Raw genomic sequence first — 22579 nt, 5'->3', positions numbered from 1 at the left:
CGTGCGCAGCGCATGGCACCCCGTCTCACCGTCGTCGTCCCGCTCTACAACGTCGAGGAGTACCTCGGAGCCTGCCTGGACTCGCTGGCCGAACAGACCATGACCGATCTCGAGGTGGTCATGGTCGACGACGGTTCGACCGACAACAGTGCCGATGTGGCACTGGAGTTCTCCAGGAGGGACTCGCGTTTCCGGCTGATCAGGCAGGAGAACGCCGGGCTCGGTGCCGCGCGCAACGCCGGGGCCGGACAGGCTCATCCGGACGGGGAGTTCCTGGCGTTCGTCGACAGCGACGACATCGTGCCGCCCGGCGCCTATGCGCGGATGCTCGGTGAACTCGACAGTTCCGGCTCGGACTTCGCCACCGGGAACGTGCTCAGGCTGCGTGCGAACGGTGCGCTCGAGCAGTCCCCGATGTTCCGCAAGCCGATGGAGAGGGCACGCAGGGCCACGCACGTCACCCGGGACTGGATCCTGCTCGGTGACCGCATCGCCTGCAACAAGGTGTTCCGCAGGTCGTTCTGGGACCTGCACTCCTTCGCCTTCCCGGCCGGAGTCCTGTACGAGGACATCGCGGTGGTCCTCCCCGCGTACTTCCTGGCACGCTCCGTGGACGTCGTCGAGGAGCCCGTCTACCACTGGCGGGACCGCGACGGTTCGATCACCACCCGGCGCGCGGTGGCCAGGGGCATCCGTGACCGGGTCACCGCGGTCTCCACCGTGAGCCGGTTCCTCGCCGACCGCGGCATGGGTGAAGCCCGGCGCCGCTACCACGAACATGTGCTCTCCGGTGATCTGTGGCTGTTCATCGAGGCGCTCCCGGACGGCGACGCCGCCTTCCGGGAGGCCTTCCTCACGCACGCGAACGCCTTCGCCGACACCGTCGAACAGGCCGTCCTCGACGCACTGCCCCTGCATCTGCGGGTCAAGTGGCAGCTGATCCGGGAACGCAGGATGACGGAGCTGCTCGCTCTCCTCGCCCATGAGTCACGCGACCGGGACACCTTCCACGTCCGCGGCCTGCTGCGCCCGAGGGCCGAGTACCCAGGCGTCGACGGCCCCCTCCCGCGCCGCGTCACCGCGCTCGCCGGCGCGGACCTCCCCGTGCACGCGCATCTCACCGAGGCCGTCTGGCGGGACGGGAAGCTGCACCTCACGGGGTACGCGTACGTCCGCAACGCCCCGGGGAGGTCGGCCGGGGCCGGCTGGCTCAGGTCGGGCCGGCGGCTGATTCCGCTCCGGATGCGTACGACGGCGACGGACGAGGCGGCGGCGGGATCGGGGAGGTCGCTGCACCACTACGAACGGTCCGGCTTCGAGACCGTCGTCGACCCTCGCCGGCTCGCCGCCGGAGGGACGGGCCGGAACACCCGGACGGTCTGGAAGCTGGAGTCCGTCGTCGTCGGCGGGGGACGGCCGCGCCGGGGACCGATGCGGCTGCTCGGCAATCCGGCGGCACCGGCCGTGCGGTACGTCGACGAGCGCACCCGGATCGTCCCGGTGCTCTCCGGCAACAAGCTGGAGCTGCGGGCCGAGCGGATCGGTGCCGTGCTCGCCGGCCACCGGGCGACGGCCGACGGCGACGGCGTCCGGATCGCGGTGCGGCTTCTGGGAGGCGGGGCGCCGACCGCCCTGCGGATCCAGGAGTGGCGTACGAAGGAGACCCGGGAGTTCCCCCTGGTGCTCAGCGAGGAGGGGGCGGGCCCGGACACCGTCTTCGCCGAGGTGCCGCTCGACGCCTTCCGGGGCTCCGACGGCGACTGGGGTGTCCAACTGGTCGGAGGGGGAGGCCGGGTGACGGTGGCCGCCCGCCCGGAGACCGAAGCAGGCCGGTATCCGCTGGCCGGGGACCGCGAACTGTATGCCGCCGCCAACCCCTCGGGCGACCTGGTCCTCACCGACCGGACCGTGCAGGCCGTAGCCGTACGCCTGTCGTGGCCGGAGGGCGGCGGCCTCGTCATCGAGGGGAACCTCCCGGTGGCCGCGGGCCGCCGGGCGGAACTGTGCCTGCGCCACAGCGGTCACCAGGAGGAGGCCGCCTTCGGCGTGGAGCGCGTGGACACCGGATTCCGTGCGGAGCTCTCTCCCGAGGCCGTCGAGGGAACCTGGGGCACCCTCCCGCTCGCCGAGGGCCGCTGGTACCCGTTCCTGCGCGAGCAGGGCGAGAGGGACCCGGAGAACTACCTGCCGCTGCGTGTGGCGCCCCAGCTCCACGCCGGTCTGCCGTTGCACCGGGAGGCCGAGGGGCGTGGCTTCACCCTGGAGCGCCTCTCCCACGACCGGCTCGCACTGCGGTCCGGGAGCGCCCTGGACGTGCGGGACCGGGGCGCCTACGGGCAGCGCCGACTGCGCGAGCGCTATGCGGCCGCGCGCGGCGGGGACCTGCGCCCGGCCGTGCTGTACTCCAGTTTCGACGGGCGCCAGTACTCGGACTCGCCGCGAGCCGTGCACGAGGAACTGGCGCGTCGCGCCACCGGTGCCGAGCACCTCTGGGTGGTGCGCGACCAGCAGGCCGCCGTGCCCGCCGGGGTCCGCGCCGTGACCCTGTACAGCGCCGAGTGGTACGAGGCACTGGCCCGCAGCCGCTGGATCGTCACCAACACACAGCTGCCCGAGTGGTTCGAACGGTCCGAGGGGCAGTTCGTCGTGCAGACCTGGCACGGCACCCCCCTCAAGCGCATCGGGCGGGACCTGGCGGGCAGTTCCTGTGCGGACACGGCGTACATGGCGTCCCTGCCGCAGCGCGCCGCCCAGTGGAGCGTGCTCGTGTCCCCGAACAGCTTCTCCACTCCGGTCCTGCGCCGTGCCTTCGGCCACACCGGTCAGGTACTGGAGTGCGGCTACCCGCGCAACGACCTGCTGTACGCCCCCGACCGGGAGAAGGTCGCGGCCGCCGTACGGGAGTCGCTCGGCGTACCCGTGGGCAGCCGCGTCGTCCTGTACGCCCCCACCTGGCGCGAGGACGGGCCCAGACGGAGCGGGCGGTACGGCCTCGATCTCCAACTGGACCTGGAGCAGGCGCAGAAGGCGCTCGGTGACGACTACGTCCTGCTGGTGCGCCGCCACTACATGGTCGGCGGGAGCGTCCCGGAGAGTGACTTCGTCCGTGATGTGTCGCGCCATCCGGACGTCGCCGAACTGATGCTGATCAGCGATGTCCTGGTCACGGACTACTCGTCCCTGATGTTCGACTTCGCGCAGACCGGCCGGCCGATGATCTTCCACACCTACGACCTGGAGCACTACCGCGACACCCTGCGCGGTTTCTGCTTCGACTTCGAGGCGAGGGCGCCCGGCCCGCTGGTCCCCACCTCGGCCGGTGTCGTCGATGCCCTGCGCGACCCGGAGTACGCGAGCGCCGGCCACCGGGACGCGTACGCCCGGTTCCGTGAGTCGTTCTGCGACCTCGACGACGGTACGGCGTCGGCGCAGGTCGTGGATCTGATGCTGAAGGGGGTGCAGGCGTGAACGCCCCCGACTTCAGCTGTGTGGTCACCGCTGCCGCGGACTCCACGGACGCCGCGGCCCTGCGTGCGTCCGTGGAGTCCGTGCTCGACCAGAGCCTCCGTTCCGTCGAGGCCCTCGTCGTCCTGCGCGCGGACGGCGACGCCGCCGTCCGCGCGGCGGCCGAATCCCTCGCCGGTCTCTCCCCGGACCGGGTCCGTCTCCTCGTCGCCGAGCCGCCGGCCCGTTCCACCGCCGCTCTGCGCAACACCGGGCTGGACGCGGCCCGGGGCACCTACGTCCTCGTGCTGGGCGGCGGCGAACGCCTTCAGCAGCACGCCTGCCGCACCCTCTGGGAGGCGGGCACACGCACCCGCGCCGACCTGGTCGCCGGGTGCTGGAGCCGGCTCACCGGGGACGGGGTGAAGGAACAGGAACCGGCCTGGCAGAGCACACTGTTCGCACGCTCGCGGACCCTCGCCCGATTCACCGACGCCCCCGAACTCTCCGTGCACGACGCGCTCGTGACGGGCTTCTGCCTGCGGCGCGACGCCCTGGAGCGGCACGGGCTGCGCTACGACGAGGACCTCACCCACAGCGAAACCATGTTCGGTCCTCTGGCGGCGGCGGTGGTCGGCCGGATCGCGCTGGTACGCCGCCGGATCGTCTCCGGGCAGGCATTACCCGACCGCGGCCCGGGCCTCGCAGGACTCGTCGAGGCCCACCGGCGCGTGTGCCACGTCCTGGTGGCCCAAGGGCTCACCGGCCTCTGCGAGCAGCGCGAGCGTGCCTTCCTGACCGACCACCTCGTGCCGCTGGTGCGGTCGTTCCCGGAGCTGCCCGCCGCCGAGCGCGACCGGATCGCCCGGAGAGCAGCCCGGGTGCTGCCGGAGTGCGTACCCGAACCCGCGCTGCTCACCCTGGCGCCTGTCGAACGCGTGGGTGTCCGGCTGCTGGAGCGCGGTGACGCGGACGGGGTGCTCGCGGCGGCGTACGCCCTGCGCAGGCGGGGCACGGTGGCCGCACCGCTCACCACCGGGGACGACGGGCGGGTGTACTGGCAGGGCGAGGAGCAGGATCCCGCGCTGGACGTCACCGAACTCGGCCACCAGCACCGAACGTTCGGTGAGCTGAAGCTGATGAACAGGATCACCCGGTACGAGACCGGGGGCGGCCGGGTCCTGATCGAGGGCCGCCTCGTCCTGCCCGCGCACACGGGCCCGGGGGACTCTCCCCGCGCCCGACTCGAGTTCCGGGTACGGGACGGCTCCCGCACGTTCGGCCTGCCGGTCGACGAACTCCGGCGCGACGCCACCGGAATCAGCTGGCGGGCCCGCGCCGACCTCACCCGGGGCCTGCGCCCCCTCGGCGCCGGCGACACCGTGTGGGACGCCAGGATGGTGCTGGAGGACGGCCCGGTGCGCTCGGTCAGCGACCTCTTCGCCGCCCACGACCTCGTGGGCCCGGCGGACCGCTGTCCCGCCCTGCCCCGCCTGGGCCGGGCCGCCGGGGACACCTGGCAGCCCTACGTCACGCTCAAGGACCACCTGGCGCTCAGGCTCGAAGCCGGCCGACGCCCCGCCCGCACGGTCCGGCGACTGGTCCACTACGCGACCCACTTCCGCCCCGCCCGCAGGGCGAGGCTCCTGGTGCGGGCCCTGGGCAGGCGCCGCGACCGGCTGCACGCCCGGGGGCTGAAGGCATCCGTCTACCACTCCTGGTTCCTGCGGATGCCCGTGCGCAAGGGGTCCGTGGTCTTCGAGAGCCACATGGGCACCTGTTACGGCGACAGTCCCCGGGCCATCCACGAGGAGGTCCGCGGCAGAGGGCTGCCGCTGCGCTGCGTCTGGTCGTACGAGAGTTCCCCGGACGGCTTCCCGGCCGACGCACGGCTCGTGCGCCGCTGGTCGTGGCGGTACCTGTGGGCACTCGCCCGGGCCGAGTACTGGGTCGACAACCAGGGCTTCCCGCAGTCCCTGAGCAAGCCCGCCCGCACCACGTACCTGCAGACCTGGCACGGATCGGCGTACAAGCGCATGGGCTTCGACGAGACCCGGGTGCGCCTGCAGAACGCCCCGCAGCGTGAGCGGCTCCAGGAGGCGGTGCACCGCTTCGACCACTTCCTCGTCCGTTCCGAGCACGATGTGCGCACCCTCGCTGCCGCGTACCGGCTCCCGGAGGAGGTGCTGCTGCGCACCGGCTATCCGCGCAACGACGTCCTGGTGGCCGCGCGTGCCAGGGACGAGGCGGAGGGGCGGCTGCCGCGTCCGGCGCTCGCCGGGGAACTCGGCCTGCCCGACCACCGGAAGGTGGTCCTGTACGCGCCGACGTTCCGGGGCGGGCCGGGGAAGCGTAAACGCCGACGGCTGCTGCTGGATGCCGCGCGCTTCGCGGAGCGCTTCGGGGACGAGTACACGCTGCTGGTCCGTGCGCACTACCTGGACGCGGCGAGTCTGCCGGTGTGCCCGCCGGGGACGGTCGTGGACGTCTCCGGCCACCACGACGTCAGCGAGCTGCTGGCGCTCGCCGACGTGCTGGTCACCGACTACTCGTCGATCATGTTCGACTACGCGCTCCTGGACCGGCCGGTCGTTCTCTTCGCGCCGGATCTCGACGCGTACGCCGCCGAGCGGGGCAGCTACTTCGACCTGCGTGCCAAGGCGCCGGGACCAGTGGTGGAGACCGAGGACGAGCTGTTCGGTGTGCTGGCCCGCCTGAAGGCGGCGGACACCGGTTTCGAGGCGGCACGCAGGGCCTTCGCCGCGGAGTTCGGCTGCTACGACCGGGGAGACGCGGCACGTGCCGTCGTGGACACCGTGTTCGCCCGCCATGTGTCCGCCGCGCGTACCGGGGAGGCGGGCCGATGAGCCGCAGCCGTGATGTCTTCATCGTCGCGAACAGCACGGACGAACTCGGGGGTGTCACCGCGTGGATGCACCGGACTGCCCAGTTGTTCCAGGAGCAGGGCCACCGGGTCCACACCATCGGCATCCACGCGGCCGAGCTGAGGATGGCCCTGCCCGACCCGCCCGGCTACCCCGTCACACCGCTGTACCCGTCCCATCCGCCGACCCCCTGGACCCCCCGGGGTGTGCGGGACCGCTTCCGGTTCACGGCCCGGCGCGAGGAGGCGGCCCGCGCGGCCCGCAAACGGCAGGCGGTGGACCGGCTCTCGGAGATCTTCCGTGCCGCCCGGCCCGGCGGCGTGGTGATCGTCAGTCAGGTCTGGGCGATGGAATGGGTCGGCGAGGCGGACACCACCGGACTGCGGATCGTCGGGATGAGCCATGAGTCCTACGACTACTCCCGCGCGAGCCACCGCTACCGCTGGATCAAGAACCTCTACGCGGGGCTCGACCACTGGCTCGTCCTGACCGAGGAGGACGCCGACATCTGGGCGGGAGACGGGATGAACAACGTCGGCTTCATGCCCAACGCCCTGGCCGCGCTGCCCGAAGTGCCCTCCCCGCGACGCGAGAAGGCGGTGGCGAGCATCGGCAGGCTCACCGACCAGAAGGGCATCGACATGCTCCTGGACACCTGGGCGCTGGTGGCCCCGCAGCGCCCCGACTGGCGCCTGGACGTGTACGGGGCGGGCGAGGACGAGGCGGGCCTGCGGGCACAGTGCGCGGGCCTGGGCCTGGACGGCTCGGTCGCGTGGAAGGGCCGCACGGACGACGTTCCCGGCGCACTCGCGGCCTCCTCCGTCTTCGTGCAGTCCTCGCGCGGCGAGGGATTCCCGCTGGCGCTTATGGAGGCCATGGCGAGCGGTGTCCCGTGTGCGGCGTTCGACTGCGCGCCGGGAGTGCGGGAGATCGTGCGCGACGGCGAGGACGGGCTGCTCGCGCCCGCCGGGGACATCGGTGAGCTGGCCGACCGGCTCCTGCGGCTCACCGGCAACCCCCGGATGCGGGATGCGATGGGGGACCGGGCGCGGGTCAACGTCCAGCGGTTCTCCGAGGCGGAGATCGTGCGCCGCTGGGAAGAGCTGTTCGCGCTCCTGGAGCGCTGAGCGTTCCAGGAACACTCAGCGCTCCAGGAACACCCAGCGTTCCACGGTGAGGCGTGCGGGGCAGGTGTGCGGGGGGCCTGCCCCGCACACCTCACCCGTTGGTGTACTCCCGCACCGTCACCTGCCGGGGCACCCCCGTGGGGCCCCGGCCGCCGGTCAGAACGGGCAGCGGCAGCCCCGAGGTGTCGCCCAGGAAGACCCGGCGCACCACCCTTTCTGCCGCGTGCCCGTCGTCGTACGGGCAGAACCGGGCACGGAACGCCGCCCGCCGCTGCGCCGAGCGCGGGCCGCGCCAGTGGTCCGTGGCGAAGATCTCGTGCAGCTCGTCCTGGCTGCGCGCCACCGCCCCGGGCGGGAACCCCTCCAGGTCGAAGTAGGTGCCGCGCGCCGCCTCGTAGGCCTGGCTGTCCTCGAGGTGCAGGACGACCGGCCGGTCCAGGTTGACGTAGTCGAACATCAGCGACGAGTAGTCCGTGATCAGGGCGTCCGAGGCGAGACAGAGTTCCTCGACGGAGGGATGGGCGCTGACGTCGATGATCTGGGGGTGCGGGGTGCGCCCGGCGATGGTGCGGGCCGCGGATCCGGTGTCCAGGTAGTGGGAGCGGGCCAGGATCACGAAGTGCGGGCCCAGGACGCGGACGAGCTGGTCCAGGTCCAGGGTGTGCTGCTGGTCGCGCCGGTAGTCGCGGTGCGTCGGGGCGTACAGGACGGCGGTGCTGCTCGCCGGGACGGCCAGGCTCTCGCGCAGCTGCGCGATCCGGGCGGGGCCGGTGCGGCGGAAGACGTCGTTGCGCGGATTGCCGTACTCCAGCGTGGTGTAGCCGGAGGGGTAGGTCCGCTCCCACACGAGGGTGGAGTGCTGGTTGGCGGAGAGCGAGAAGTCCCACTTGTCGACGTTGCGCAGCAGCGCCTCGAAGTCCATGGAGCCGGCTGCGGCCGGACGGTGCACGAGGTCGGTGCCCATCGTCTTCAGGGGCGTTCCGTGGTGGGTCTGCAGCAGCACCTGGCCGCGGCGCTTCACCAGCCGCCGGTCGAAGTTGACGTTGTTCACGAGGTACCTGGAGCGCGCCAGGGCCGTCCAGTAGGCGAAGGTCCCCGGGTGCAGCACCCGGGTGGCCGCCGGCACGGTGTGCGCGTCCTCGGGGCGGCAGATCCATGAGGTGCGCAGCCCGGGTACCAGCGCGCGGGCCGTCTCCTCGACGGCTGCGGGGCTGCAGGTGTAGCCGCGGTTCCAGTAGGCGGCGAACACCGCGTCCGAGGGCCGGACCGGGAGCCGCAGCTGGACGCGGTAGTGCAGCTGGAGGACGGCTCCGCGCACCACGCGGCGCAGCGCCTCCGTACCTCGGCGCAGCCGGCCGCGCAGCTGCTGTGCGGCCCACAGGGCGCGGTACGTGCGGTGGGCGCCCAGCCGGAACAGCCCGTGCCGAAGCCGGGCGCGGCGCGGTACGGGGGCGCCCGGGGTGCGGTAGCGGCGGCAGTGGGCGCGGGCGAGGCGGAAGAACTGGCCCCGGGTTCCGCGCGGGAGCCGGCCGCGGGAGGTGAACAGCGTCGAGAAGTGGTCGAGCATCCGGCGGAACATCACCGGCCGCCAGACGGCGAGTTCGGGCCGGGCGTCGATGAAGGCGAAGACCCGGTCGTACTGGTCGAAGACGTCGAAGTGCCTGCGGGTGGTGGTGGAGAGGATGTTGCCCCGGCGCCGCTGGCGGTATCCGACGCAGACCGCGTCCAGGACGGCGATCGATCCGGCGGCCATCAGCACCGGATAGGTCCAGGGGGTGTCCTCGTAGTAGCCGGGCGGGAAGGTGAAGCCCTCGGCCTCGATGAACTCGCGGCGGTAGGCCTTGTTCCAGACGACCATCAGGACCTTGAGCAGCTCGGGGCGTTCCGCGAGCCGGAAGGAGGCGGGTCCGGTCTCGGCGAGGTGCTGGGCGAAGGTGTTGCGTACGCTCTCGCCCGACCAGTAGGTGCGGGCGTAGTCGTAGACCAGGACGTCGGGACCGCCGGTCGCGGCGAGCCGGTCGGCGATCGTCTGCAGGGCTTCGGGGGCGAAGGTGTCGTCGCCGTCGAGGAAGAGCAGGTAGTCGCCGTTCGCCCTGGCCACACCGGCGTTGCGGGCCGGTCCGAGGCCGGAGTTGTGCGGGAGGTGGACGGCGCTGACCCGGGGGTCGCGGGAGGCGTATTCGTCGGCGATCGGGCCGCAGGCGTCCGGTGAACAGTCGTCGACCACGATGATTTCGTAGTCCTTGAAGGACTGGTTCAGCACGGAGTCGAGACACGCGTGCAGGTACGCCTGGACCCGGTACGCGGGCACGATGACACTGAACCGGGGCACAACACATCCAGGGGTCGCTCGCGGGCGGGCAGGTGGCCCGCAAACGGCCGATGGAGTGACTTGGTTACGCAGGATGTGGCATTCGGGGGAAGTACGAGGTAGGGCGGCCCGGTCAGGAGTGACCGGGCCGCCGCGACGTTGACGAACGCATGTTCGTCGATGCTGTGCCGCCGGGGTGCCGCTACTTGACGGCGCCCGCCATCACGCCGGAGACGAACTGCCGCTGGAAGGCGAAGAACACCGCCAGCGGGATGACCATCGACACGAAGGCGCCGGGCGCCAGGACGTCGATGTTGTTGCCGAACTGGCGGACCTGCTGCTGCAGGGCCACGGTGATCGGCGGGGACTCCGAGTCCGCGAAGATCAGTGCGACGAGCATGTCGTTCCACACCCAGAGGAACTGGAAGATCCCCAGCGAGGCGATCGCCGGGCCGCCCAGCGGCATCACGACCCGGGTGAACAGCCGGATCTCGCCCGCACCGTCGAGCCGCGCGGCCTCCAGCAGTTCGCGGGGGATCTCCGCGAAGAAGTTCCGCAGGAGGAAGATGGCGAACGGCAGGCCGAACGCCGTGTGGAACATGATCACGCCGAACGTCGTCTCGAATATCCCGAGGGTGCCGAAGAGCTCGGAGACCGGGATCAGCGCGACCTGTACGGGGACCACCAGCAGTCCGACGACCACCAGGAACCACCAGTCGCGGCCGGGGAACTCCATCCAGGCGAAGGCGTATCCGGCGAGCGAGCCGATCACCACGACGAGGAACGTCGTGGGGACGGTGATCAGCACCGTGCTGAGGAGCGAATCGGTGATGACCGAATTGTCCAGCAGGCGCTGGTAGTTGTCGAAGGTGAGCTCCGAGGGGGCGGTGAAGATCTTCCACCAGCCGGAGGCCGCGATGTCCTCGGCCCCGCGCAGCGAGGACAGCAGCAGTCCGATGGTCGGCATCAGCCAGAACAGGCCCACCAGGATGAGGAAGACCCGCATGACACCGCCGCCCGCGCGGGCCGCTGCCCGCGAGGCGAGGGACGGCTTGGCCTTCACCGGCCCGGCCGTGGCAGCGGGGACCCCTGTGGCCCTCACCGGCTCGGTCGTGGTCATCGGCGCCCCTCCTTGCGTATCCGGCGGACATTGAAGAGCATCACCGGAATCACCAGCAGCAGCAGGAGCACGGCGATGGCGCTGCCGACCCCGAGGTCCGCGTCCGTGCCGAACGAGGACCGGTACAGCTGGAGGGCCAGGACGTTCGCGTCGTCCTGGGTGGAGCCGGGCGCGATGATGAAGACCAGGTCGAAGATCTTCAGTACGTTGATCATCAGGGTGACCAGCACCACCGCGAGGACGGGCGCCAGCATCGGGACGGTGATCCGGCGGAACACCTGCCACTCGTTGGCGCCGTCCACCCGGGCCGCCTCGAGGAGTTCGCGCGGCAGGCCCGCCAGGCCCGCCGCGATCAGCACCATCGCGAAGCCCGCCCACATCCAGACGTAGCTGCCGATGATCCCCGGTGTCACGAGGGACGGGCCGAGCCAGTCGACCCCGTTGTACGGCTCCCGGAAGTTCGCCGCGGGCAGCCGGAGCTCCGCGCCGTCGGCGGATGCGGGCAGGGTGAACACCCCGTCCGCGCCCGCGGTCGCCGAGGCGACGACCTTGCCGTCCTTGACCGCCTCGACCGTGATGCCCTTCAGGCCGAATTCCTTCGGGTCCACGACGTTGGGTCTGCCGCCGCCCCCTTTGGTGAAGTCCAGCCACGCGGTACCGGTGATCTTCCCGTCCGCCGCGGTGGCGGCCTTCGCCGGCTCGGCGTCGCCCGGCATCTTGGCGGGCGCCACACCGACCAGCGGCAGCTGGACCGGGGAGCCGGCCCGGACCGGTTCCTTAGTGACGAAGGAACCGCCGCCGCCCGCCTTCAGCGGATGGACGGGCAGCGGATGCGCCTTCGGGAAGCCCGAGGACTCGGCGAAGGTGTCGTGCACACCCACCGCCACGGCGTTGGCGACCCCGCGCTCCGGCGCCTGGTCGTACACCAGGCGGAAGATGATGCCCGCGGCCAGCATCGAGATCGCCATCGGCATGAAGACGATCAGCTTGAACGCCGTGCCCCACCGGATGCGTTCGGTCAGCACCGCGAAGATCAGCCCGAGCACGGTGGAGACCGTCGGCGCGACGACGACCCAGATCAGGTTGTTCTTGACCGCGGTGCGGATGGTGTCGTCGGTGAACAGCGACGTGTAGTTGTCGATGCCCGCGAAGCCCGTGCCCGCCTGGTCGAAGAAGGACCGGTAGACGGAGTACACGATCGGATAGACGACGAGTGCGCCGAGCAGCACCAGGGCAGGCAGCAGGAACGCCGCCGCGAACACCCTGCGGGTGCCGGTCACGCTCCTGCGCGTGCGTACGGGCTTCGGCTCGCCGTCAGGACGCTTGTCGACGGGGGGCACCGCTCCGGCGCCCCCCGCGGTCGCTGTGGTCATCCCGTCAGCTCTTGTACGCCTCGGCCGCGTCGGACTCCAGTTTCGCTTGAGTCCCCGCGATGTCCTTCGGGTTCTTCAGGAAGTCCTGGAGCGTCTTCCACTCGCCCTTCCCGGGGGTCCCGCCGAACGACTGGGGCGCCTGGTCGGACATGTCGAACCGGACGTCGTCACCGGCCGCGATCAGCGCCTCGGCCATCTTGCGCTGCACATCGTTGGGGTACGCGGCCACGTCCAGGCCCTTGTTGGGCGAGATGAACCCGCCCGCCTCGGCCCAGATCTTCGCGGCGTCCGTCGAGGCCAGCCAGGTCAGCAGCGCCTGGGCGCCCTTGCTGTCCTTGAGCGCCACGGCGGCGTCGCCGCCCGTCACCACGGGGGAGTCCGCGCCGACGGCCGGGAACGGGAACACCTTGGCGTCCGTACCGATCTTCGCCTTGGTCTGTGCGATGTTGATGGAGACGAAGTCGCCCTCGAACACCATCGCGCCCTTGGGCTGGTCCCCGCCGGTGAAGGTCTGGGTGACGGACGCCGGGAACTCGGTCTGCAGCGCCCCGTCGGCGCCGCCCGCGATCAGGCTCGGCTTCCCGAAGAGCTCGGCGAGCGTGGTCAGCGCGTCCTTGACGGACGGGTCCGTCCACTTGATCTCGTGCTTGGCCAGCTGGTCGTACTTCTCCGGACCGGCCTGCGAGAGGTAGATGTTCTCGAACCAGTCGGTGAGCGTCCAGCCGTCCGCGCCGCCGACGGAGACGGGGGTGACACCGGAGGCGGAGACCGTCTCGGCGGTGGCCATGAAGTCCTTCCAGGTCTTCGGCTCACTCGCGCCCGCGTTCTCGAACGCCGCGGCGTTGTACCAGATGAGGGACTTGTTGGCGGCCTTGAAGTAGACGCCGTACTGGGTGCCGTCCACCGTGCCGAGGTCCTGCCAGACCTTCGCGTAGTTCTTGCTCAGCTGGGCCTTAGCCTCGGCCCCCACCGGCTTCGCCCACTTCTTCGCGACCGCCTGCTGGATGGCGCCGACCTGCGGGATCATCGCCACGTCCGGGGGCTGGCCGCCCGCGATCTTCGTACCGAGGAAGTTGACGATCGGGTCCTGCGCCGGCACGAAGGTCACCGTCGCGCCCGTGCGCTTCTCGAACTCGTCCAGCACCTTGGTGAAGTTGGCCTGCTCCGGCCCCGTCCAGACCGCGGCGACCGAGACCTTCTCGCCGTCCAGTTTCGGCAGCGCGACGCTCGACGGACTTTCCTTGCCCGAGCCCTCGCCCGCTTCGTCCTTGGCGCCGCCATCGTCACCGCATCCGGTGAGGGCCAGTGCCCCGATCGCGGTGAACACCAGTGCGGCCCTACGCATTCGAAGGGTTGTGCGCATTCCGTGCCCCGTTTCTCGTGCGCGCATGTGTGCGGACCAGCACCGACGGTGGGACTCTCGGGTGCCGGCCACGTCTCACATCGTGCGGTTCACATCGTCCGTGCGCACAGTCCTACGCCGGGTGTACGGGCGCCGCAATACCACCCTCGCCCTCAACCGGGTGATCGTGATGGGCTCGTGACGTGAGGCCAACGCGCCGAAGAAAGAGCGGAGTTCAGGACGGAGGCGCGCGGAACGGGTTCAGGAAGGCGACGCGGGGAACGGGACCAGCGGGGGCAGCCGCTCGGCGTTCACCGAACGGGCCGCCCGATCGAGGGCGCTGGCCAGCAGAGCCAGGTCCGTCGGCCCGTTGCCCAGCTCACGGACCGGACGACGGGTCGGCGGATCGCCCATCCGCTCCCACTCCAGCGGGACGACCGTGGGACGCAGGGTCGCCGTGCGCGGGATGCGGCCCGTGACCCGGCCGCCCTGGAACGGGGTGACCCTGCCGTCCGGATGCCCCAGCCGGCCACGGCCCGGGGAGGCTTCGTCCGGTGACGGCGGTACGACGGGCGGATCGAGCACGATACGCAGCCGGGCCCCGCGGGCCAGCTCCGTGTCCTCGGTGCGGTCAGGACGGGCGGAGGTGGCCACCAGATGGACACCGAGCCGTCCGCCGTCCCTGGCCACGGCCTCCAGCGCCCGTACGACGGATCCGGCGGCCGGGCGGCCGGGGCTGCCGAGCGCGGGGGCGACCAGGGCATCGAAGTCATCGGCCAGGACGACGAGCCGGGGCAGCGGAGAAGGGCCGGGATCCGTGGACCGGGCCGTGGTCCGCAGCCGCAGGGTGCCGCTGGCAGGTGATTCGAGATCGCCGCGCTGTTCGACGATGTTGACCGGGCGGCGGCTGCCGAGCGCCTGCGACTCCTCGTACCGCGCGTGCCACGCCGTGAAGTCCAGCGGGCCGAGCAGCTCGGCCCGGCGCTTCAGCTCGCCGCCGAGCGCCTGGGCGAACTCCCGCATCCGTACGGGGTCGGAGGCGACCAGGTGCGTGAACACGTGCGGCAGCTCCGTGCAGGGGCGCAGGCCCTCGCCGCGCTCGCCGTGTTCGCCGCCCGCCCCGTCGATCAGCAGGATGCCGAGCCGGTCGGGCCGGGCGGCGGACGCCAGCGATGCGGCGACGGCCCGCAGCAGTTCCGTACGGCCGCTGCCGGCGGGCCCCTCGACCAGCAGGTGCGGGCCCTCGTCGGCCAGATCGATGGAGAGGGGGCCGCGGGGTCCGGCGCCGAGCACGACCACGGGCCGCCCGGCATAGCCGGAGGACACGGCCGCGGCGGGCGCCTGTGCCTCGCGCCGCTGCTCGGGCACGCCGGCCGCCGGGGAGTACGCGGAACGCCCCGACCCGGAGCTGGTGGGTCCGCTGCCCCGGAACGGCGTGTGCCCCTGGTCGGAGCCGGGACGCTGCTGTCCCACCCGGGGGCCGGCGCTCAGGGTGCGGCCGGAACCCGTCGTGTCCAGGTCCCCGCCCGCGGGAGCGGCCGTGCGCACCGTCGCCCCCGGCTGTTCCTCGGCCGTGGACGCCCATCGGGCCATCAGGGAGGCCGGGGTGGCCCTGGCGAGGCCCAGCTCGTCCAGCAGCCGGGCGGACGGGGGCAGCGCGGCCGCCGCCACGGGCCTGCCCGGCAACGCGGCCGAGCCCTCGTCGCGCAGCGGGGCCAAGGCGCGCCCGAACCGCTCCGCCCAGGCCGCCGACACCGCGTCCACCGCGGCGACGGTGCCGTGCCCGGCGGCCTGGCCGCCGGCCGTACGCAGCAGCCGCAACGCGGTCGCCACATCGCCGCTCAGCATGGCGACCGCCCCGCACTCGCGGAAGGCGATCGAGGCCCGGCACGCGGTGTCGTAGGTCGCGGCGACCGGGGAGGTGGGCGAGGCCGCCGGGGTCTCTGCCAGGCAGATCAGATGGATTCCGGCCGCCGCCCCCGCACCGGCCAGCCCGGCCGTGCTCTCGCGAAGCGCCGCCGAACCCGGGTCGCCGTCCACGATGACCACCGTGTACGGCCCCGAGTGGTGGCGGGCGGCCTCGGCCACCGCGGCCCGGTCCGCGCTCGCCCAGCCGGGGCCGAGGGGCCCCTCGTACAGGCGGCGCACCAGCTCGGCCGTACGTGCTTCGGCCTGCTCCCTGTCGAAGGCGAGGAGCAGCCTGCAGTCCTGGCCGTGCATGGGGCGCAGATGCGGCAGCCAGCCGAGCCATGACCACTCCCGCCGCCGCTCGTCGGTGCCGCGGGCCCGGTCCGTGCTGATCAGCACGATCTCCAGGTCGAACGGGGAGTGCAGCGCGGCGAGCTGCGCCACTGTCGAGCGGACGAGTCCGGACAGTCGTGCCCTGGGCCCCGCGAGCCCGAGCGAACCGGCCTCCCGCAGCCCCACGGTGACCGGCACGGCGGGCAGGTCGGCCCGCTCCGTCGTCCCCAGCCGTACGACCAGGGCCTCCGGGTGGGCCGTGTCGCGCTCCCACAGACGCGGGCCGGGGCCGAGCGCGGTGAGGAGCACGGTCGCGGGGTCGGGCCAGGTGCCTGCCGGGGCCGGAGGAGCGGGTGATCCCACGGAGGGGGAGAGTAGTTCCTGCTCTGCGCCCTCGGCCGGGAGCGGCCCACCGGCCGCCCCGTTGCCCGGGTCGCCCTTGCCACCCGTCAGGCGGCGCGCCCAGGCCCCTATGCCGCCGCGCCGCGGAGCGTCACCCTCGGTGGGGGCGTCGCCGCGGCCGTGGGCGGGCTGCGGCCGGGCGGCGGCCGGTCCGCTGCGGTGTTCGCCGTGCCCCGCGGGGGTGTCGCCGTACGCCTCGTCCGCGCCGTGGCCGGAGGGGGCCGCCGGGGCGGGGCTGTAGGCATGGCTGTGTCCTCCGCAGCCGCCGTGCTCCTCCCGCTCCCCGTCTCCGTGGACGCTCGCACCGGCTGCCGCGGTGCCCCGGGGGTCCGCCCGGGCGACTCTCAGGTGGCCCTCGCCGTCGGGTGCCGTCGCGAGCGCCGGCGTACGGGTGCCTGCGGTGAGCCGGAGTGTCGACTCGCCGAGGCGCAGCAGTGCGCCCGGGGTCAGCGGGACCGGGCGCTCGCCGATCTCCGTACCGTCCAGGGCGGTGCCGTTGGTGGAGCGGAGGTCGGCGACCGATACCCGGCCGTCCTCGGAGACCGTCACCGCGCAGTGCAGCCGGGACACGTCCGGGTCGTCGAGCGGCACGTCGGCGTCGGCGGAGCGGCCGATCCGGATCTGCCCGCCGTGCAGCAGATGGACCCCGCCCGCGTCGGGCCCCGCGATCACGTGCAGTTGTGCGGGGACGGCGTCGTCCGCCGTCTCGTCCTCACCGGGCAACTGGAGGGAGAGCACCGCGCCGTCGACCAGGGGCGGCTCACCCAGGGCGCAGCGCTGCGGGTCGAGCCGCTCCCGCCCGGCGTACAACACGACGGCGCCGCCGCCCAGGGAGCCCTCGGGCCCCGACACGGCAGCGGCCAGGCCGGAGGCGACAGCGGCGAGAGCCGTCCCCGCGGGGGCGGTGACGAGCACGTCGCAGGCGCGCGTGGGGGTCTGGCCGCTGCGCGGCGCGAGGACGGTCAGCCGGATCTGCATCGCCGTCAGCGGTCCCTTCTGCGCGGGGTGCCCGGCAGGGGGTGGTGCCCTGTGATTCCCCCCACCCGGCACGGACGCGTCGTCCGGTACAGGTCGTCACGGAGCGCGAGGATCTCAGCCTCACAGTTCCGTGCTTGGGGCATCCTCGCACCTGCCACTGACAACACGCCCGGGGGTGACCGCTTAGTGATCTTGAATGGTCGGCTGTGGGTGCAAAAGTGCCTGCTTGGTCCTGCCCGGGGAGTGCTGCACACTCGTTCGGCAACCAACGGTCGCGCCTGTGCGTCTTCCCCGGACACAGCGCCGGCACGACCTGAGGACGACCTGAGGACGACCTGAGGACGACCGGCCGGTGCCCGGTACGGCGGCACTAGAGTGGGCCGGAACATCCGGGCGGACCCGGGGGACCGCGAGCACAACGATCAGCAGGGAGCGCGTGACGTGCGGCCAGTCGGCAGCAAGTACCTGCTCGAGGAGCCGCTCGGACGCGGCGCCACGGGCACCGTCTGGCGAGCCCGCCAGCGGGAGACCGCGGGTGCCGAGGCGGCTGTCGCCGGGCAGCCCGGAGAGACCGTTGCGATCAAGGTCCTCAAGGAGGAGCTCGCCAACGACGCGGATGTCGTGATGCGGTTCCTCCGCGAGCGCTCCGTGCTGCTGCGGCTCACCCACCCGAACATCGTGCGGACCCGGGACCTCGTCGTCGAGGGCGATCTGCTCGCCCTCGTGATGGATCTGATCGACGGCCCGGACCTGCACCGTTACCTGCGCGAGAACGGCCCGCTCACCCCGGTCGCCGCCGCCCTGCTCACCGCTCAGATCGCGGACGCGCTCGCCGCCAGCCACGCCGACGGCGTCGTCCACCGCGACCTTAAGCCCGCCAACGTGCTGCTCGACGAGCGGGACGGTGCGATGCACCCGATGCTCACCGACTTCGGCATCGCGCGCCTCGCGGACTCCCCGGGTCTGACCCGGACCCATGAGTTCGTCGGCACGCCCGCTTATGTGGCGCCCGAGTCGGCCGAGGGCCGTCCGCAGACCTCCGCCGTGGACATCTACGGCGCGGGCATCCTGCTGTACGAGCTGGTCACCGGACGCCCGCCGTTCGCCGGGGGCACCGCCCTCGAAGTGCTGCACCGGCACCTCAGCGAGGAGCCCAGGCGGCCCGGCAACGTTCCCGAGCCGCTGTGGACCGTCATAGAGCGCTGCCTGCGCAAGAACCCGGACCAGCGGCCCAGCGCCGTGAGCCTGGCGCGCGCCCTGCGTACCGTCGGCGCGGGTGTCGGGGTGCACGCGAACTCGGCGCAGATCGCCGCGGCCGAGGGCGTCGGCGCCCTGCTCGCGCCCGATCCGGCGCCCGCCGCCGTACCGGAGACCCCGGGGGCGGCCGATGCGACGCAGGTGCTGCCGAGCAACGCCGGGTCCTACGACCCGGCCGCCCCGACCAGCGTGATGCAGCAGACCCCGGGAGGCGGCCACGCCGATCCGACCGCGGTCATGCCTCCCGTACCCCCGCGGCCCGCCGGTGCTCCGTCCCCCGACGAGCCGCACCCCTGGCAGTCCCAGCTCAGGGCCGCCCGCGACCGCAACGAGCAAACGCAGGTCCAGTACCTCGACCCGAGCCAGGACCCTCTGCGCCGACGCCCGCAGCGCCAGCAGCAGGCCCCGCCGCACCAGCAGCCTCAGCAGCGCCGGCAGCCTCAGCAGGATCAGCGCCCGCAGCCCCGGCGCGACCAGCAGTACCCGCAGCAGCAGCCTCAGCGCTACCAGCCGCAGCAGCATCAGCCGCAACACCAGCCCCAGCGTCAGCAGTACGCGCCTCCGCAGCAGCCGGCGCCCCAGCCGCCGGCCCCGCGCCAGCCCAGGCAGCGCAGTTCCAACCCGATGCGGATCCCCGGGCTCGGCTGCCTCAAGGGGTGCCTGTTCACCGTGCTGCTGCTGATCGTCGCCAGCTGGCTGATCTGGGAACTGACGCCCCTGCAGGACTGGGTGGCTCAGGGCAAGGGGTACTGGGAGGCGATCGGGGACGGGATCTCCAAGGTCTCCGGTTGGTTCGAGGATCTGGGCGGCAGCAGCGGTGACGTGCCGCCCAGCGGCCAGTAACGTCACCCACTCTGTGCCTTTGTCGACTTCTGCGGGCCTATTTCGCCCGCAGAAGTGAAGGTTGGCGCCATCCAGGGCACGCAACACCCCGATAGCCGCGTAACTTTGTCGACCGGGGGGTCAACGCCAGCCGCTGAGGGAGCAGTCTTGGCACGGAATATCGGCAGCCGGTACACCGCCCACCAGATTCTGGGGCGCGGCAGCGCCGGCACGGTGTGGCTCGGCGAGGGGCCCGAGGGTCCCGTCGCCATCAAGCTGCTCCGTGAGGACCTCGCGTCCGACCAGGAGCTCGTGGGCCGGTTCGTGCAGGAGCGCACAGCCCTGCTCGGGCTCGATCATCCGCACGTGGTCGCCGTGCGCGACCTCGTCGTGGACGGCAACGACCTGGCTCTGGTCATGGACCTCGTACGGGGCACCGATCTGCGCACCCGTCTCGACCGGGAGCGCCGCCTCGCGCCCGAGGCCGCCGCGGCGATCATCGCTGACGTGGCCGACGGGCTCGCGGCCGCGCACCGCGCCGGAGTGGTCCACCGCGACGTCAAGCCGGAGAACATCCTGCTCGACATGGAGGGCCCCCTGGGCCCCGGGGGCTCGCACCCGGCACTGCTCACCGACTTCGGTGTCGCCAAGCTGATCGACACCCCGCGCCGCACCAAGGCCACCAAGATCATCGGCACGCCGGACTATCTGGCCCCCGAGATCGTCGAGGGCCTCCCGCCGCGCGCCGCCGTGGACATCTACGCCCTCGCGACCGTGCTGTACGAGCTCCTGGCGGGCTTCACGCCCTTCGGTGGCGGCCACCCGGGCGCGGTGCTGCGCCGCCACGTCACCGAGACGGTCGTCCCCCTCCCGGGCATCCCCGAGGAGCTCTGGCAGCTGTTGGTCCAGTGCCTGGCCAAGGCCCCCGCGTCCCGGCTGCGCGCCTCCGAGCTCGCGGTCCGGCTGCGCGAGCTGCTTCCGCTGCTGTCCGGGATACCTCCGCTGGACGTGGACGAGCCCGATGCCGAGGCCGAGCCGCAGATGTACGACGAGCAGCAGTACACACCCGCCCAGGACGAGCCGCGCCGCCGAGGCGCGGTCCCGCTGGTCCCGGGCTCCACCCCGGACTCCAACCGGGACACCCACACGAGCATGCGCGTCCCCGCACCCGACGAGCTGGCCGGCGGCCCCCTGGGCACGGCACGCGCCCCGCGCGCCCCCGGGCGTCCGAGGCCCGGATCGGCACGCAACAAGTCCGCCGCCGTCCGCAAGCGCCGCATCACCCTTGGTGCCGCAGTGGTCGCCCTGTGCGTGGCCATAGGAGTGGGCGGCTGGCTCGCCACGAGCGGTGACGACGCGGGCGCGACCCCCCAGGACACCGAGAATTCGGCGCCGGCGGCGCCCTGAGGACCACCCCCGGGAGGGCCCGGCGCCGGGGGAGGAACAGGTTCACTCGTCCAGCCGTTAGGCTGGACCCGTGGCAGTCGTCGATATTTCCGAAGAGCTGAAGTCCCTCTCCTCGACCATGGGGTCGATCGAGGCCGTCCTGGACCTGGATGCGCTGAGGGCTGATATCGCCGCGCTCGAGGAGCAGGCGGCGGCGCCGTCCCTCTGGGACGACCCGGAGGCGGCCCAGAAGATCACCAGCAAGCTTTCGCACCTCCAGGCCGAGGTCCGCAAGGCCGAGGCCCTGCGCGGCCGCATCGACGACCTCTCCATTCTCTTCGAGCTCGCCGAGGACGAGGGCGACGCCGACGCGCTGGCCGAGGCCGAGTCCGAGCTGCAGTCGGTCCGCAAGGCGCTGGACGAGATGGAGGTCCGCACGCTCCTCTCCGGTGAGTACGACGCGCGCGAGGCCCTCGTCACCATCCGCGCCGAGGCCGGCGGCGTCGACGCGGCCGACTTCGCCGAGAAGCTCCAGCGCATGTACCTGCGTTGGGCCGAGCGGCACAACTACAAGACCGAGGTCTACGAGACCGCCTACGCCGAAGAGGCCGGCATCAAGTCGACCACCTTCGCGGTGGAGGTGCCGTACGCCTACGGCACGCTCTCCGTCGAGCAGGGCACCCACCGGCTCGTCCGGATCTCCCCGTTCGACAACCAGGGCCGCCGCCAGACGTCCTTCGCGGGTGTCGAGGTGCTGCCCGTGGTCGAGCAGACGGACCACGTCGAGATCGACGAGTCCGAGCTCCGCGTCGACGTGTACCGCTCCTCGGGCCCCGGCGGCCAGGGCGTCAACACCACGGACTCCGCGGTGCGCCTGACCCACCTGCCCACCGGCATCGTCGTCTCCTGCCAGAATGAGCGTTCGCAGATCCAGAACAAGGCGTCCGCCATGAACGTCCTCCAGGCGAAGCTCCTCGAGCGCCGCCGCCAGGAGGAGCAGGCGAAGATGAACGCGCTCAAGGGCGACGGCGGCAACTCCTGGGGAAACCAGATGCGTTCGTACGTCCTGCACCCGTACCAGATGGTCAAGGACCTGCGTACGGACTTCGAGATGGGCAACCCCGAAGCGGTGTTCAACGGCGAGATCGACGGCTTCGTCGAGGCCGGCATCCGCTGGCGCAAGCAGAGTGAGAAGTAGCCGTACCCGTACGGCGGTCGGGCCCGGGGCAGGGAATCCTGCCCCGGGCCCGACCGCGTTCTCCCGTCGCGCGAAGGCGAGTTGAGGGGACCGTGTGGTGAATGCGTCACAGTCGTGGTCCCGAATAGCCGTCAAGAACCCCCATAGCGGCGCGTATGCCCTCGGAACGGCCTTGACGTAGTCCTTAACTCTGGCCAGGCTGCTGGAGCAGCATGCGTATGTCTGGGACAGGTGTGATCGGGGGCGGGCGGGATGACCACGGTACGGCGTGGCCCTGCAGAGCGTGACCCCGCAGGGCCGCGGACCGCATATGGCTGCTCCAATGACGAGATCAGCTACTGGGGGTAGCAACAGATGACGAAGAAGACGCGAATCCGCGTCGCGCGCATAGCCGCTGGTGCGGTTATTGCTGCGGGTGCCTCGCTGACGGTTGCGGGTGCCGCGCAGGCCGCCGGCCTCGGCCTCGGTATCGGCGTGGACGCCGGCGACAACGGACTGAGCGCCCAGGTGACCCTCGACGACCCCCTCGGCGGGGTCGACGGTGGTGCTGACGGCGGTGCTGACGGCGGTGCTGATGGCGGTGCTGACGGTGGCGCCGATGGCGGTGCTGACGGTGGCGCCGATGGCGGTGCTGACGGTGGCGCCGATGGCGGTGCTGACGGTGGCGCCGATGGCGGTGCTGACGGTGGCGCC

At 72.2% G+C, this 22579-nt stretch carries 11 protein-coding genes; 6 read left to right on the top strand and 5 right to left on the bottom strand.

Annotated features, from left to right (window positions below; all coding sequences use genetic code 11):
- Positions 1–12: 12 nt before the first annotated feature.
- From ABZS61_RS29090 to ABZS61_RS29080, 3 genes are read left to right on the top strand one after another with little or no spacing between them, the layout of a single operon-like run.
- Positions 13–3468 carry a CDP-glycerol glycerophosphotransferase family protein gene (locus ABZS61_RS29090; RefSeq protein WP_356427564.1) on the top strand — a complete coding sequence of 1152 codons (3456 nt, stop codon included), beginning with the start codon at positions 13–15 and terminating at the stop codon, positions 3466–3468.
- The gene (locus ABZS61_RS29085; RefSeq protein ID WP_356427561.1) at positions 3465–6311 is read left to right on the top strand and encodes a CDP-glycerol glycerophosphotransferase family protein; all 2847 of its coding nucleotides are present in this window, start codon (positions 3465–3467) and stop codon (positions 6309–6311) included. The genes ABZS61_RS29090 and ABZS61_RS29085 overlap by 4 nt, the downstream gene beginning before the upstream one ends.
- Entirely contained in the window at positions 6308–7456 is a 1149-nt protein-coding gene (locus ABZS61_RS29080; protein ID WP_356427558.1) for a glycosyltransferase, read from the top strand. The genes ABZS61_RS29085 and ABZS61_RS29080 overlap by 4 nt, the downstream gene beginning before the upstream one ends.
- A gap of 91 nt (positions 7457–7547) precedes the next feature.
- Here ABZS61_RS29080 and ABZS61_RS29075 read toward each other — a convergent pair whose 3' ends face one another.
- The 5 genes from ABZS61_RS29075 to ABZS61_RS29055 form a co-directional block, all read right to left on the bottom strand.
- Positions 7548–9788: a bifunctional glycosyltransferase family 2 protein/CDP-glycerol:glycerophosphate glycerophosphotransferase gene (locus ABZS61_RS29075; protein ID WP_356427555.1), complete on the bottom strand. Its 2241-nt coding sequence runs from the start codon at positions 9786–9788 to the stop codon at positions 7548–7550.
- 181 nt (positions 9789–9969) lie between these two features.
- The gene (locus ABZS61_RS29070; RefSeq protein WP_356427552.1) at positions 9970–10887 is read right to left on the bottom strand and encodes a carbohydrate ABC transporter permease; all 918 of its coding nucleotides are present in this window, start codon (positions 10885–10887) and stop codon (positions 9970–9972) included.
- Positions 10884–12260 carry a sugar ABC transporter permease gene (locus tag ABZS61_RS29065; protein WP_356427549.1) on the bottom strand — a complete coding sequence of 459 codons (1377 nt, stop codon included), beginning with the start codon at positions 12258–12260 and terminating at the stop codon, positions 10884–10886. The genes ABZS61_RS29070 and ABZS61_RS29065 overlap by 4 nt, the downstream gene beginning before the upstream one ends.
- 4 nt (positions 12261–12264) lie before the next feature.
- Complete coding sequence (locus ABZS61_RS29060; protein WP_356427546.1) at positions 12265–13623, bottom strand: extracellular solute-binding protein; 1359 nt, start codon at positions 13621–13623, stop codon at positions 12265–12267.
- A 240-nt stretch (positions 13624–13863) separates the two neighbouring features.
- Entirely contained in the window at positions 13864–17223 is a 3360-nt protein-coding gene (locus ABZS61_RS29055; protein ID WP_356427543.1) for an FHA domain-containing protein, read from the bottom strand.
- 441 nt (positions 17224–17664) lie between these two features.
- Here ABZS61_RS29055 and ABZS61_RS29050 point away from each other — a divergent pair, with 441 nt between their 5' ends.
- From ABZS61_RS29050 to prfB, 3 genes are all read left to right on the top strand, one after another.
- Entirely contained in the window at positions 17665–19323 is a 1659-nt protein-coding gene (locus ABZS61_RS29050) for a serine/threonine-protein kinase (protein WP_356427540.1), read from the top strand.
- A gap of 147 nt (positions 19324–19470) precedes the next feature.
- Complete coding sequence (locus ABZS61_RS29045) at positions 19471–20709, top strand: serine/threonine-protein kinase (protein WP_356427537.1); 1239 nt, start codon at positions 19471–19473, stop codon at positions 20707–20709.
- A gap of 70 nt (positions 20710–20779) precedes the next feature.
- Entirely contained in the window at positions 20780–21886 is a 1107-nt protein-coding gene (gene prfB / locus ABZS61_RS29040; protein ID WP_356427534.1) for a peptide chain release factor 2, read from the top strand.
- Positions 21887–22579 lie beyond the last annotated feature (693 nt).

This window comes from Streptomyces sp. NPDC005566, from assembly GCF_040605575.1.
GTDB lineage: Bacteria > Actinomycetota > Actinomycetes > Streptomycetales > Streptomycetaceae > Streptomyces.
This window is presented reverse-complemented; position numbering and strand designations above follow the sequence as displayed.